14 protein-coding genes are annotated in these 13,255 nt (G+C 69.8%); 4 read left to right on the top strand and 10 right to left on the bottom strand.

The annotated features are described in order from the left end of the window. Window positions 1-28: 28 nt before the first annotated feature. Together ACQPYM_RS07755 and ACQPYM_RS07750 are read left to right on the top strand one after the other, a co-directional pair. Window positions 29-1,618, top strand: coding sequence for an acyl-CoA carboxylase subunit beta (locus ACQPYM_RS07755; RefSeq protein WP_433017059.1), 1,590 nt, complete (start codon window positions 29-31; stop codon window positions 1,616-1,618). Between the two features lie 12 nt (window positions 1,619-1,630). Beyond that, window positions 1,631-1,840 carry an acyl-CoA carboxylase subunit epsilon gene (locus ACQPYM_RS07750; protein ID WP_433017056.1) on the top strand — a complete coding sequence of 70 codons (210 nt, stop codon included), beginning with the start codon at window positions 1,631-1,633 and terminating at the stop codon, window positions 1,838-1,840. On the opposite strand, the gene ACQPYM_RS07745 is transcribed toward ACQPYM_RS07750, so the two are convergent. Then, the gene (locus ACQPYM_RS07745; protein ID WP_433017054.1) at window positions 1,841-3,058 is read right to left on the bottom strand and encodes a Maf family nucleotide pyrophosphatase; all 1,218 of its coding nucleotides are present in this window, start codon (window positions 3,056-3,058) and stop codon (window positions 1,841-1,843) included. A gap of 8 nt (window positions 3,059-3,066) precedes the next feature. After that, a complete protein-coding gene (locus ACQPYM_RS07740) occupies window positions 3,067-4,758 on the bottom strand; it encodes a DUF885 domain-containing protein (protein WP_433017051.1) in 1,692 nt (563 codons plus the stop codon). A gap of 96 nt (window positions 4,759-4,854) precedes the next feature. Between ACQPYM_RS07740 and ACQPYM_RS07735 the strand changes: the two genes are divergently transcribed. Continuing rightward, on the top strand, window positions 4,855-6,111 hold the full coding sequence (locus ACQPYM_RS07735; RefSeq protein ID WP_433017049.1) for a neutral zinc metallopeptidase: 1,257 nt from the start codon (window positions 4,855-4,857) through the stop codon (window positions 6,109-6,111). 118 nt (window positions 6,112-6,229) lie between these two features. Here the strand turns inward: ACQPYM_RS07735 and ACQPYM_RS07730 are convergent, their stop codons facing one another. From ACQPYM_RS07730 to ACQPYM_RS07720, 3 genes are read right to left on the bottom strand one after another with little or no spacing between them, the layout of a single operon-like run. Further along, window positions 6,230-6,580, bottom strand: coding sequence for a hypothetical protein (locus tag ACQPYM_RS07730; protein WP_433017046.1), 351 nt, complete (start codon window positions 6,578-6,580; stop codon window positions 6,230-6,232). A gap of 33 nt (window positions 6,581-6,613) precedes the next feature. After that, window positions 6,614-6,949, bottom strand: coding sequence for an MmcQ/YjbR family DNA-binding protein (locus ACQPYM_RS07725; RefSeq protein ID WP_433017043.1), 336 nt, complete (start codon window positions 6,947-6,949; stop codon window positions 6,614-6,616). A gap of 50 nt (window positions 6,950-6,999) precedes the next feature. Then, window positions 7,000-8,427, bottom strand: a complete 1,428-nt coding sequence (locus tag ACQPYM_RS07720; RefSeq protein WP_433017040.1) for an MFS transporter — start codon at window positions 8,425-8,427, stop codon at window positions 7,000-7,002. 92 nt (window positions 8,428-8,519) lie between these two features. Between ACQPYM_RS07720 and ACQPYM_RS07715 the strand changes: the two genes are divergently transcribed. Next, window positions 8,520-9,065, top strand: a complete 546-nt coding sequence (locus ACQPYM_RS07715; RefSeq protein ID WP_433017037.1) for a TetR/AcrR family transcriptional regulator — start codon at window positions 8,520-8,522, stop codon at window positions 9,063-9,065. Here ACQPYM_RS07715 and ACQPYM_RS07710 read toward each other — a convergent pair. The 5 genes from ACQPYM_RS07710 to ACQPYM_RS07690 are packed head-to-tail and all read right to left on the bottom strand — an operon-like array spanning window position 9,062 to window position 13,226. Then, a complete protein-coding gene (locus ACQPYM_RS07710) occupies window positions 9,062-9,616 on the bottom strand; it encodes a hypothetical protein (RefSeq protein WP_433017034.1) in 555 nt (184 codons plus the stop codon). The two genes, ACQPYM_RS07715 and ACQPYM_RS07710, sit on opposite strands and share 4 nt — an antisense overlap. Beyond that, entirely contained in the window at window positions 9,613-10,872 is a 1,260-nt protein-coding gene (locus tag ACQPYM_RS07705) for a DUF58 domain-containing protein (RefSeq protein ID WP_433017031.1), read from the bottom strand. The genes ACQPYM_RS07710 and ACQPYM_RS07705 overlap by 4 nt, the downstream gene beginning before the upstream one ends. A gap of 38 nt (window positions 10,873-10,910) precedes the next feature. Beyond that, window positions 10,911-11,888 (bottom strand): AAA family ATPase, encoded by a 978-nt coding sequence (locus ACQPYM_RS07700; protein WP_433017028.1) that lies wholly within the window; start codon window positions 11,886-11,888, stop codon window positions 10,911-10,913. Between the two features lie 7 nt (window positions 11,889-11,895). Further along, complete coding sequence (locus ACQPYM_RS07695; protein ID WP_433017025.1) at window positions 11,896-12,429, bottom strand: hypothetical protein; 534 nt, start codon at window positions 12,427-12,429, stop codon at window positions 11,896-11,898. Next, on the bottom strand, window positions 12,426-13,226 hold the full coding sequence (locus ACQPYM_RS07690; protein WP_433017022.1) for a DUF4129 domain-containing protein: 801 nt from the start codon (window positions 13,224-13,226) through the stop codon (window positions 12,426-12,428). The genes ACQPYM_RS07695 and ACQPYM_RS07690 overlap by 4 nt, the downstream gene beginning before the upstream one ends. Window positions 13,227-13,255: the final 29 nt, after the last annotated feature.

Here is a 13,255-nt window from a genome sequence, read left to right as displayed (position 1 = left end):
GGGTCCACAGGCGTTAGAGTGCCCGCTTATGGGAGAGACCGTGAACATCCACACCACCGCCGGGAAGCTCGCGGACCTGGAGCACCGGCTGGACGAGGCCGTGCACGCCGGCTCCGAGCGCGCGGTGGACAAACAGCACGCCCGGGGCAAGAAGACCGCCCGCGAGCGGATCGCGCTGCTGCTGGACGAGGGCTCCTTCTCCGAGCTGGACGAGTTCGCCCGGCACCGCTCGACCTCCTTCGGCCTGGACGCCAACCGCCCGTACGGCGACGGCGTGGTGACCGGGTTCGGCACCATCGACGGCCGCCAGGTGTGCGTGTTCGCGCAGGACTTCACCGTCTTCGGCGGCAGCCTGGGTGAGGTCTTCGGCGAGAAGATCGTCAAGGTGATGGACCTGGCGATGAAGATCGGCTGCCCGCTGATCGGCATCAACGACTCCGGCGGCGCCCGGATCCAGGAAGGCGTGGTCAGCCTCGGCCTGTACGGCGAGATCTTCCGCCGCAACGTGCGCGCTTCGGGCGTGATCCCGCAGATCTCTCTGATCATGGGCCCGTGCGCGGGCGGCGCGGTCTACTCCCCCGCGGTCACCGACTTCACCGTGATGGTGGACGAGTCGTCGTACATGTTCATCACCGGCCCGGACGTGATCAAGACCGTCACCGGCGAGGACGTCAGCCAGGAGGAGCTCGGCGGCGCCCGGACGCACAACACCAAGTCCGGCAACGCGCACTACCTGGGCAGCGACGAGGAGGACGCGATCGAGTGGGTCAAGGCCCTCGTCTCGCACCTGCCGCAGAACAACCTCGAGGACCCGCCGGCGTACGCCGAGGTCGCCGAGCTCGAGCCCGATGAGACCGACCTCGCGCTCGACTCGCTGATCCCGGACTCGCCGAACCAGCCCTACGACATGCACACGGTGATCGAGGCGGTCGTCGACGACGGCGAGTTCCTCGAGGTCCAGACGCTGTTCGCGCCCAACATCATCGTCGGCTTCGGCCGGGTCGAGGGCCGCCCGGTCGGCGTGGTCGCGAACCAGCCGCTGCAGTTCGCCGGCACCCTGGACATCGACGCCTCCGAGAAGGCGGCCCGGTTCGTCCGCACCTGCGACGCGTTCAACGTGCCGATCCTGACCTTCGTCGACGTGCCCGGCTTCCTGCCCGGCACCGACCAGGAGTGGAACGGCATCATCCGCCGCGGCGCCAAGCTGATCTACGCCTACGCCGAGGCGACCGTGCCGATGATCACCACCATCACCCGCAAGGCCTACGGCGGCGCGTACGACGTGATGGGCTCCAAGCACCTGGGCGCCGACATCAACCTGGCCTGGCCGACCGCGCAGATCGCCGTGATGGGCGCGCAGGGCGCGGTGAACATCCTGCACCGCCGCGAACTGGCCGCCGCCGCCGAGGCCGGCGAGGACATCGAGGCGCGCCGCCGGCAACTGATCACGGAGTACGAGGACCACCTCGCCAACCCCTACATCGCGGCCGAGCGCGGCTACATCGACGCGGTGATCAAGCCGAGCGAGACCCGCGCCGAGATCGTCCGCGCCCTCCGCCTGCTCCGCACCAAGCGCGACACCCTCCCGCCGAAGAAGCACGGCAACATCCCGCTCTGATCGGAGCCCGCCATGACCGAACCTGTACTCCGGATCGCCAAGGGCGACCCGACCCCCGAGGAACTGGCCGCCCTGCTGGCCGTCGTCGCGGCCCGCTCAGCCCCCACCCCGGCCCCGTCAACAGGCCCTGACCACGCCAGCAACTGGGCCACCTACTGGCGCAACCACACCCGCCCACTCCACCCCGGCCCCAACGCCTGGCGAGCCAGCGCGCACCCGTAACTAGCGCCGGCGGAACCTGATCAAGGGGTAGATCGGGGCTGGTGAGTTGCCGTAGGGCGGGCCGGGGAAGGTTGTGGCGCCGTCGAGGTGGAGGCCGTACTGCGCTGCGCGGGCGACCAGGACAGGTAGGGCATCCTGTGAGCGGTGGTCGTCGGGGGTGCGGCCGGTCGCGTAGCGGGCGGACTCGCGCTTCTCGGTGGTGGTGATGAAGACGCCGTCGGGACGTAGTACCCGGGAGACCTCCGCGAGGATCTGGTCGCTGTCGTCCACCAGGTGCAGGAGCCAGATCGCCAGTACTGCGTCGCAGCGGCGGTCGGCGATCGGGAGTTGGCTGGCGTCCGCGGCGGCGACGTGGCCGGGGAGCCGGATCCGGGCGTGCCGGAGCATCGCGGGCGAGAGGTCGATGCCGTGCACCAAGTTGCCTTGAGCAACCAGTTCGGCGGCGACGGTGCCGGTGCCGACAGCGAGTTCCAACACCCGGCCACCCTTGGGTAGCAGCTCGAGGATCGCGTCGGCAGCGGCTCTGGCGCGTTCGGGGCCGCCGCGGGATTCGTCGTACCGGGCGGCTTCGGTCTCGTCGTACTGAATCTTGCGCGGCGGTGCCCAGAGGGAAGGCCAGGAAATCCCTACCTGGGCCAGCATCCGGCGGACCAACGGCAGGGAGATGCCGACGACGTTGTGGTAGTCGCCCTCGATGCCGGCCACGAACGGGCCGCCGAGACCGTCGACGGTGAACGAGCCCGCGACGACCAGCGGCTCGCCGGTTGCGACGTACGCGTCGATCTCCTCCTCGGTGAGGTCGGCGAACCGGACCGTGGTGGAGGCGAGTTCGCGGATCTCCTGCCGGGTGGAGGTGTCGAACAGGCAGTGGCCGGTATGCAGGATGCCGGATCGGCCGCTCATCATCCGGAGCCGCTCGCGGGCGATCTCCGGCGTACCGGGTTTGCCGTAGGCGACGCCGTCGATCTCCAGCACCGAGTCGCAGCCGAGCACCGTCGCGTGGTCGTCGAGGGTCGAGACGACCGCGCGCGCTTTCAGTACCGCGAGGGTGCGGGCCAGCTCGCCCGGGCTGTCGGCGGTGACGTGGTCCTCGTCGACTCCCGAGACGATCACCTCGGGCTCGACCCCCGCGTTGCGCAGGGTCTTCAGGCGGGCCGGCGACGCCGACGCGAGTACGAACCGCGGCCGCGGGCCGGTGGCGACCGGGTCAGGGCTCATCGGGGCGCTCACAGTTTGGCGAGGGCGCGGCGGAGCGGGTCCAGGCCGATCGAGCCCAGGTTCAACGCGTCCCGGTGGAAGGCCCGCAGGTCGAAGTCGGCGCCCAAGCGCTGCTTGGCGTCCTCGCGCGCCTGCAACCAGATCCGCTCACCGACCTTGTACGACGGCGCCTGCCCCGGCCAGCCGAGATAGCGGAGCAGCTCGGCCCGGATGAACTCGGTCTCCATCCGCGAGTGGGCCCGCAGGAACTCGAACCCGAGCTCCGCGTTCCACCGCTCGCCCGGCCGCCAGCCGAACGGGTTGTCCGCCGGGATCTCCAGCTCCAGGTGCATCCCGATGTCGACGATGACCCGGGCCGCCCGGAAGGCCTGGCCGTCGAGCATGCCGAGTCGCGCGCCCGGCTCCTCGAGATAGCCGAGCTCCTCCATCAGCCGTTCGGCGTACAGGGCCCAGCCCTCGCCGTGGCCGGAGACCCAGCTGCCGACGCGTTGCCAGCGGTTCAGCAGGTCGGTCCGCAGCATCGTCTGGGCGACCTGGAGGTGATGCCCGGGCACGCCCTCGTGGTAGACGGTGGTGACCTCGCGCCAGGTGGCGAAGTCCTCGACGCCGTTCGGCACGGCCCACCACATCTGGCCCGGCCGGGTGGTCAGGTCCTCACTCGGCGGGGTGTAGTAGATCGAGCCGTCGGACGTCGGCGCGATCATGCAGTCGATCCGCTGGATCGAGGCCGGGATGTCGAAGTGGGTGCCGGCCAGTTCCTGCACCGCCGCGTCGGCGAGCTGCTGCATCCAGTCGCGGAACGCGTCCTTGCCGTGGATCATCCGGGCCGGGTCGTTGTCGAGCAGCTCGGCGACGGCCGCGATACTGCGGTCACCGTCGTTGAGCGCGGCCGCGATGGTCTCCATCTCGGCCTCGATCCGGGCCAGCTCCTGCCAGCCCCAGGCGTAGGTCTCCTCGAGATCGACGGCAGCACCGAGGAACTCCCGCGAGGCCAGCGCGTAGACCTCGCGGCCGCACGCGTCCCGGCTCGGTGCCTGCGGCAACAGCTCGGCGGTCAGCCACTGGCCGAACTGGTCGTAGGCCTTGCGGGCCGAGGCGGCGGCCGCCTCCACGGTGGCCTTGACCGGCGAGTCCGGCGCCTGCGCGGCGAGCCCGGCGAAGAAGTCGTCACCGTCGGCGCCGGTCCAGCTGGCGATCCGCTCGGCGAGCGCGTTGACCTGCCGCGCTGCGGACACCCGCCCGAGGCCGGCCTGCTCGGTCAGGGTCTCGCGATAGCCGTCGAGCGTCGTACCGACCTGGTTCAGCCGGATTGCGATCGTCTCCCAGTCGTCCTGGGTCGCGGTCGGCATCAGATCGAAGACCTGGCGGATGTGCGTCGGCTCGCAGGAGATCACGTTGAGCTGATGCTGCGGTACGCCGGCCTGGTAGCTCTCGAGCTGGAGCCCGAGCCGCTCGAGCAGCCCGTCCTTGGCGACCTCTTCGCGCGCCGACGTCACCTGGACGGCGGATGCCTCGGCGACCGTCCGGCGGTCCAGGTCGATCAGCGCCTCGAACCCGGCCGGCGAGAGGTCCGGTAACCGGTGGTCATGGCCCTGGATCCCCATGAAGGTGGCTTCGGCCGGCGAAAGCTCGGCGAACGCCTCGAGGTACCGCTCGGAGATCTCGTCGATGGGGCTGTTCGGTGTGGTGGCATCCGTCACCACACCGACACTACCGCGCGCCTGATCCGCGATGCCGGTACTGTGGCGCTCTCTCGTCAGTGGAACGACGCTGACGTCAGTGAAAGGGACACGGGGTTGACGCAGCCGCCATACGGTCAGCAGCCAGGCGGGCCCTACCCGCCGAACCAGCAGCAGCCGCAGTACCAGCAGCCCGGCCAGCCGCCGTACCAGTACGGGCCGCCGTCGGTGGCGCCGCAGCAGGGGCAGAGCTTCGGCTGGGGACCGCAGTTCGCGCCGCCCGGCCAGGGCTACCCGCCGCAGGGTGGCTACCCACCTGGGCAGGGCTACCCGCCTCAGGGCTTCCAGGGGCCGGGCTTCCAGCCGGGCTGGCAGCAGCAGTTGCCGTCGCGGAAGAAGTCCAAGGCACCGCTCTTCGCGGTGCTGGGCATCGTCGGAGCGCTGGTGGTCGGGTTGTGGATCTTCGGCGTGATCAAGAAGAACGCCGACAACAACTACACCCAGCCGACGACGACCGAGCCGAGCTACCGCTCCACGCCCACCGTGCCGACCGAATCACCGGAGCCGACCGGAGAGCCGACGGCCACGGAGCAGCCCACCACGACGGAGCCGACCAGCACGACGACCTCGGAGCCGTCCGGGGCGGCAGACCTCGTCACCCTGGCCAAGAACAAGCTCTACACGACCGGCCCGATGCGCACGGTGAACTGCAAGGAACCGACCGTCAAGCCGAGCACGGCCAGCAACGCCGCCCGGTACTGGGCCGAGGTCAAGCCCTGCCTGGAGCGCTCGTGGGCCCGCCAGATCGCATTGACCGGCTACCGGTTCAGGCCGCCGGGGATGCTCTTCTGGTCCGGCACCAGTGTCAGCAACCCGTGCGGCGCCAGCGCCGTCAGCGTGCCGTTCTACTGCCCCCCGAACCACATGATGTACATGAAGGTCGACAACTTCGTGAAGGCGTACAACGAGTACCCCGGCGCGGAGGACAAGGCGTACGCACGGATGTGGTACTCCCGGTCGATCGCCCACGAGTACGGGCACGCCATGCAGTCGGTGACCGGCATCCTCGAAGCGTCGCACCGGGTCAGGTACGAGCTGCCCGACTCCGACTCCCGGTTGCGGCAGACCCGGCGGGTCGAGCTGCAGGCGAACTGTCTGGCCGGCGTCTTCCTGGGGGCCAACAAGCGCAGCTACCCGATCAACGGGCTGATGCTGCAGGTCTGGAACAAGTGGGTCGTCACCGCCGGTGGCAAGCCGGAGCAGAGCACCCACGGCAGCAAGGCGAGTCAGGCGTACTTCATGGGGCGCTCGTTCGTCACCGCCGACCCGGCCAGCTGCAATACCTTCGCGGCCTCGCCGCGCAACGTCAGCTGAGGATCCGGGCAACCGGTACAGTGCCCCGATAAAACCAGTGCTCCCAGGGCACTGAGGCGAGGTGCGCTGCTGCTGCGGCACAGGAATACGCAGCAGCAGCGCACCGACCCTGTCGGCCTCAGCTCGTCTTGGCGTCCAGGAGTTGCAGCAGGTCGTGGGCGGCGAGCTCGATCTTCTTGTGCCGCCACTCAGAGGCCCGGTAGACGCAGGCGATCAGCCCGGTGCGATGCAGCCGGCGCAGGTCGCCGTACACGAAGGCGTGGCGGGCCTTCGTCTCGTCATTGGCCCCGACGGTCAGCCCGAGATGCCACTGCCCGTACTCCTCCCACGAGTGCGACTCGAGGAACTTGTTCTGCGCCTCGGCCCCTGGCTGGACCGCACCCCAGTCGCTGTCCAGCACGTACTGCCGGCCCTCGATCAGCCGCTTCGCGTACTCCACCGCCTGCTCATTGACCTCGTACTTCGCCATGCCACTCCAGTGCCCACCAGCGGGCACCGGACACTAAGTGAGCTCTTCGGCGACCGATTCGGGGGCCGTCTGGCGCCAGGAGTCGAGCAGGATGTCGCGGAGTTCGGCGGCGTCTTCCAGGGCGGCCAGGCGGGCGCGGACCCAGCTGGAGCCGGCTTCGTGGGGTGGGACCCAGAACTTCTCCGGCTCGGCGGCGATGAGTTCGGTGCGTTCGAGCCGCGGGCAGCGGACGGCGAACGAGGTCTGGTCGTCGGGGACGGTGAGGAACATCCGGCCCGCGACGTCGAAGGTCGGATGACCCCAGCGCTCCTTCTCCACCACGCCGGGGAAGGACAGCGCGATCCTGCGTACGTCGTCTGCGTCAAGCACGGCGACAGACTAATCGCCGGGACGGACCATTTGTCCCGGCCATTAGTTGATCAGCGGCGGCGTCCCGGCAGGAGCAGGGCGAGTACTGCGCCGACTGCGACGATTGCGGCGCCTACCCACACGGCCGGCACCAGGCCGTCGACGTACTCGGTGGGGCTGGCGTAGGAGCCGGCGGAGGCGAAGACGGAGGCCAGTACTGCGACCCCCATCGCCACGCCCACCTCGCGAATCGTGCTGTTCGTGCCCGACGCGACGCCCCGGTCGGCGTCGGAGAAGCTCGCCATCACGATGCTGGCCGAAGGGGCGAGGGTGAGCCCCATCCCCACTCCGGCGAGCACGAACGGAGCGACGTACGAGGGGTAGCCGACGTCGACGGTGGTGATCAGCGCGATCCAGCCCAGTGCCGTGGCCAGGAGGACCTGGCCGGTGGCGATCAGAGCCCTGGCGCCGACGCGATCGAGGACCAGGCCGGCCAGCGGGGCGATCACCATCGGCGCCAGCGTCCAGGGCAGTGTGCGCAGGCCCGACTGCAGCGGCGTGTAGCCCTGGACGACCTGGAAGAACTGCGCCAGCAGGAAGACCGACCCGAAAACGCCGACGGAGAAGGTGAAGGCGGTGAAGTTGACGACGCTGAAGGCCCTGGTCCGGAACAACCTCAGCGGCAGCATCGGAGCGGGCGCCCGGTGTTCCCAGGCGACGAAGGCGACCAGCAGTGCGGCGCCACCGATCAGGGCGGTCAGGATCCGCGCCGAGGTCCAGCCGTCGTCGGCACCGTGCACCACGCCCCAGACGATGGCGAGCACGCTGCTCGCGGACAGCACCAGGCCGAGCAGGTCGAGCTTGTGGGCGCCACCGCGGGACTCGGTCAGCACCCGGGCCGCGAGCGGGATCGCGATCAGGCCGATCGGCACGTTCAGCCAGAAGATCCACTGCCAGTTGATGCCGTCGACCACCGCACCGCCGACGACCGGCCCGACCGCGACGCCGAGGCCGGAGATGCCGCCCCAGATGCCGATCGCGGCACTGCGCTGACGAGCCGGTACTGCCGCCGCGAGCAGCGTGAGCGACAACGGCATCACCGCGGCGGCGCCGACGCCCTGGATCGCGCGGGCACCGATCAGCATCCACGGCTCGGTGGCCAGCGCACAGGCCGCCGAGGCGACGGTGAACAGCGCGATGCCGGCCAGGAAGATCCGCCGCCGGCCGAGCCGGTCGCCGATCGCCGAGGCGGTCAGCAGCAGGGCTGCGAAGGAGAGCGTGTAGGCGTTGATGAACCACTGCAGGTCGGTCAGCGAGGCACCCAGCTCGGCCTTGATCACCGGCAGCGCGTTCGTCACCACCAGGTTGTCCAGCGTCACCATGAACACCGGGATGCCCACCACCGCGAGCACGAGGCCCAGCGAGCGCCGTACTGCGGGCTCGTCGGCAGGGGTGTTGCCGGGTGCCCGGCCGGCGGGTTCGAGGGCGGTCGTACTCATTGCGGCTCCTTGTTGTTATCGACTGATAACTTACACTGAGATCAAGGTATGCATTGACTGATAACATGTCAATCGACCGAGGAGAGGGAACGATGACCAAGACCAGGCTGACCGCGGCCGAGCGCAGTGAAGAGGTCCTGCAGGCGGCGGTGGTGGCGTTCGGCGCCAACGGGTACGCCGGGACGAAGACCGACGAGATCGCCCGCCTGGCCGGGGTGTCTCAGCCGTACGTGATCCGGCTGTTCGGCACCAAGCAGCAACTCTTCCTCGCCGCCACCAACCGGGTCTGCGACCGGATCGAGGAGACCTTCCGGCGGGCCGGTGCCCGGGAAGGCTCACTGGCCAGCCTGGGCGAGTCCTACAACGAACTGATCCCGGAGCGCGAGCTGCTGGTGGTCCTGTTGCACGGTTTCGCGGCCAGCAACGATCCCGCGATCGGCGACACCGTCCGGGAGCGCTTCGGCCGGATCCACCGGATCGTCGGCGAGCTCAGCGGCGCGACGCCGGAAGAGGTCACCCACTTCATGGCCAACGGCATGCTGCTCACCGTGATGGCCGCGATGCAGGTGACCGGCCCCAACCCGGTCTCCTGCACCTGGGCCACCGAACTCCTCACCAGCCTCAGCACCAAGGACTAGCTGTCGGACTCCCCGATCGACTGGCCGGAGGCGAACCAGATCGCTGCGGTCGCGGTCGCGAGCGCGAGCACGGTGACGAGCAGGGAGCCCGGTACGCCGGCGCCGCGGATCAGGCCGGCCGTGATCGCGACGACCGGGCCGAGCAGCAGCGCGATGCTTGCTGGCAGCAACCACTTCCGCAGGGCCTGCCGATGCACTGTCGCGTACGACGGGATCTGGCCGGCGAAGGCGGAGGCCAGATGCACTGTCAGCAAGGCGATCCCGGTGACGACCAGCGCCCAGCTCAACTCATTGGGGGCTCGTAGCAACCAGCCCAGACAGATGACCAGCAGGAACATCAGTGCTGCCAGGGAGTCCGGCAACACCACGCAGCCGACCAGCAGGACCGATCCCACTACCGAGACCGCATCCATCTGGTCCCACGACTGCAGGCCGGGCAGCACGAGTGCCGCCACACCGGCCAGCGCGATCGCCGAGCGAGCGAGCCAGGTGGCCCGATCGGTCGCCCGGAGCTGTGCCAGCCACTGGCTGATCTTGACCGCCGAACTCATGACCGCATCCTCGGCGCCGAGGCCACCCGCGCCGCGTCCCGCAGTACCTCGTCCAGCGTCCCGGCGCCCCGCCAGCCGACCGTCGGTACGCCGAGGTCGCCCAGCCGGTCGAGCTCCGCGCGCCGCTCGAGCAGGCGGAGCCGCCAGGCCAGCGGCCAGGCCTTCGCGTCGTGGTGTTCGACGTCGATCACTTCGCCGGCGTCCGGTGGCAGAGTGTCGACCGCGATCACCGTGCAGCCCGAGTGGACCAGCGTGACGATGTAACCCAGCATCGCCTTGCGCAGCAGCGGGCTGAGAACGATCACCAGGCTGTCCGAGCGGATCCGGTGCCGCCGGGCCAGTTGGTTCTCGTCGTGCTGGCGTCCCCCGCGATCCGCGTGCACCAGTACGTCGAGGATGCGTCGCAGGTGGGCCCGGCCGCTCCCGGCGCGGACACCGCCGACCGTAGTACCGGTGTCGATCAGTCTGACTCGGTCGCCGTGCCGGAGGTAGTGCTCGGCAATGGAGGCTGCTGCGCGGACGGCTGTGTCCAGGCTGCTCGACCTGCCGTCGATGCCTTCGCTGATACCGACCTCCGTGCCGGAGTCGAGCAGGATGACGACCTCGGTGTCCCGGTCGGACCAGGTCGAAGTGACGTGCAGCTCACGCGTCCGGGCCGACACCTTCCAGTTGATGCGGCGCAACCGGTCTCCAGTACGGAACGGTCTGACCCCTGCCAGCTCAGTACCCTCACCAGGCCGCCTGGACCGGTGCAGCCCGACCAGCCCAGCAGGACGCGGTACTGCGTCCACTGCCTCGAACCCGGCGCGCAATGGCAACGTTTTGACCGGCACAGCGGCAGGAGATGTCACCTGAACCCGGTAGGCACCCAGCACGGACGTAGCGATGACATGCGGGTGCTGTAGCTCCCGCAGGCCCCAACGCTCGGAGCGCACGCCCACCTCGACAGTCACCGCGCCCTCTGCGACCGGCTCGGCCACGGCAGCTTGCGGCGGGTCGTAGCGGAACCACGGCGACCGCACCAAGGCCATGACGACCAGGTCGATGTCAGGGTCCAGCCCCTCCGCAACCTTCAGCCGGTACGTCGTGGCCTGTCCCTCGAACAGCACGTCCGCGTCCAACTCGGTCCGGAGCACTGGCTTCTCGCGCGGCCGGAAGTAGCGCCCCCAGGCGGCGAGGAAGGCCAGTGGAAGGCCGAGCACTGCCATGTCCGGCCGGCGGCCCAGCACAGCGATCAGCAGCAGGAGAGCAGCCACAGCGAGCGCCCTGACCTGCGCGTGTGTCGGCCCCCAAGTCACTGCCGGGTGTCCGCGACAGTAGGCGGCGCAGGCACCGATCCCAGCACAGTACGAACGACAGTGGCTCCAGTCACCTCATGCAGCCACAGCTCAGGCCGCACAGTGATCCGGTGAGCCAGCGCCGCAGTGGCAACCGCCTTCACATCCTCCGGTACTACGTAGTCGCGCCCCTGGATGACGGCGTACGAGCGAGCCGTGAGCAACAGGGCCAGCGAGCCACGAGGCGAGGCGCCGACGAGCACCTGGGAGTCGCGGCGAGTCGCAGCAGCGAGCTCCACGCAGTACCGGCCGACCGTGTCGTCGACGGTGACTCGCTCGATCGCCTGTTGCGCCGCGAGCAGGCCGGCCGCGTCAGTGACGGCCTCGACCTTCTGGTCCTCCGAGCGGCGACTCATGCGGCGTTGCAGGACCTCCCACTCCTCGGCAGCGCTCGGGTAGCCGAAACCGATCCGGAGCATGAACCGGTCGAGCTGGGCCTCCGGCAGCGGGTAGGTGCCCTCGTACTCGACCGGGTTGGCCGTCGCGAGCACGTGGAACGGCACCGGCAGTGGGAAGGTCTCGCCCTCGACGGTGACCTGGTGTTCCTGCATCGACTCCAGCAGCGCGGCCTGCGTCTTGGGCGGCGTCCTGTTGATCTCGTCGGCCAGCAACAGGCCGGTGAAGATCGGGCCGGGCCGGAACACGAACTGCGAGTCCCGCTGGTCGTAGACGAAGGCGCCGGTGACGTCGGAGGGCAGCAGGTCCGGAGTGAACTGCACCCGGCGGAACTCCAGCCCGAGCGCCTGCGCGAACGACCGCGCCGCCAGCGTCTTGGCCAGTCCCGGGTAGTCCTCCAGCAGCACGTGCCCGCCGGCCAGGATGCCGGCCAGCACCAGCTCGAGCGCGTCGCCCTTGCCGACCACTGCCTCGCCGACCCGGTCCAGCACCTTCCGGCTCAACGCGGACACCTCGCCGAGGCTCAGCTCATCAGTCACGGGTTCCTCACAGCTTCTCGATGGTCTGGACGGCCACTTCGATCTCCGCGAGCGTCGCGGTCCGTGCCTCGGTGCTGGTGATCAGGTCCCACAGGTGGTCGCCCACCACCGCGCGAGCCCGCTCAGGTTCCAGCTGCGGATCGATGCCGTGCCGGTGCACCAGCCGGTCGACGGTCAGCTCCAGCAGCAACGGCTGGATCCGGCGGGCGAACGTCATCGACCCCTCGCCGGCCCTGCGCTCCCGGTTCGACTCCTGCACCCAGGTCGCCAGGAACTGAGTCCGGTTTTCACTGTTGCGGCCGCGCCGGGCCGCCAGCCTCTCGTCGTACCGGGCGGGCCAGGTGGTCTCCAGTACCTGCGGTACGACAAGCCGCAGGGCAGCCGAGCCGAAGCCGATCGCCAGGGCCATCGCGACGAACCAGAGCGGCCGCGGCTGCGTCCCGGCGATCCCGAAAGCCACGATCAGCACGAGGCTGCCGGCCGCTGCGAGCAGCACGTGCTGCAGCACCAGCTTGTTGGCCGACCCGAGCCGCTGCCTCATCGGTCCGTCCCACCATCCGAGGCGTCCGGCCCTGCCGAGGCGGTCGGTCCTGCCGATGCAGTCGATCCGGCCGATGCCGCCGGCGCGGCCGGGGTTCGGCGCGCGATCGCGGCCGCCAGCTCGTCACGGAGCCGGACGAGGGCGGCGCGTGCCTGCGCACGGGCCTCCTCGCTCGAGCCGTGGGTCGAGTACCGTGCCTCACGGTAGAGCTGGGCGAGCCGGAGCAGCTCGGGCTCGGAGACGCCGCCCACGCCGAGCACCCGGACAGTGAACTCGGCCGGCGTCTCGGACTCCTGCCGACCCACTCCTGCCGAGGCAGCCGCGCGTTCGAGCGCCACCCAGCAGGCGATCACGCCGTCGGTCGCAGTACCGGAGTCGACGGCGGCCAGGCCCGACTCGACCGCGTCCGCGAGCCGGTCGACCTTCACCCGCTCCCAGTCGGTGTCCGAGCGCTCCACCACCGGAAGCTCGACCTGCCTGAGCATCCGGTAGAGCGCCCAGGCCAGGAACAGCAGGATCACCGCCCCGATGAGGTAGATCACCGCCTGCCAGACCGCCTTGACCCAAGCAGGCATCTCGGTCGCCTTCGGCTCTTTCCTGCCGCCCGGCGACTGCTGCGGCGGCGTCACCTGGGCTGCCGTCTGGGTCGGGAGGGGCTTGGGCGAGGACGAAGCAGTGCTCTCGCTGTACGGCCGGACGCTGCCACCCGCAGACGCCAGCACGACGAGCGCGACCGTCGCGACTCCCAGCATCAGGACGATCGCCACCGCCCACGCGCTACGACGGCTCGGCTGCATTCGGGAAGACTAGCTCGGTGTAAGGCCTT

Source organism: Kribbella sp. CA-294648 (genome assembly GCF_050943845.1).
Classification (GTDB): Bacteria; Actinomycetota; Actinomycetes; order Propionibacteriales; family Kribbellaceae; genus Kribbella.
Note: the sequence above shows the minus strand (reverse complement) of the source record. Positions and strands in the feature narration are given on the sequence as shown.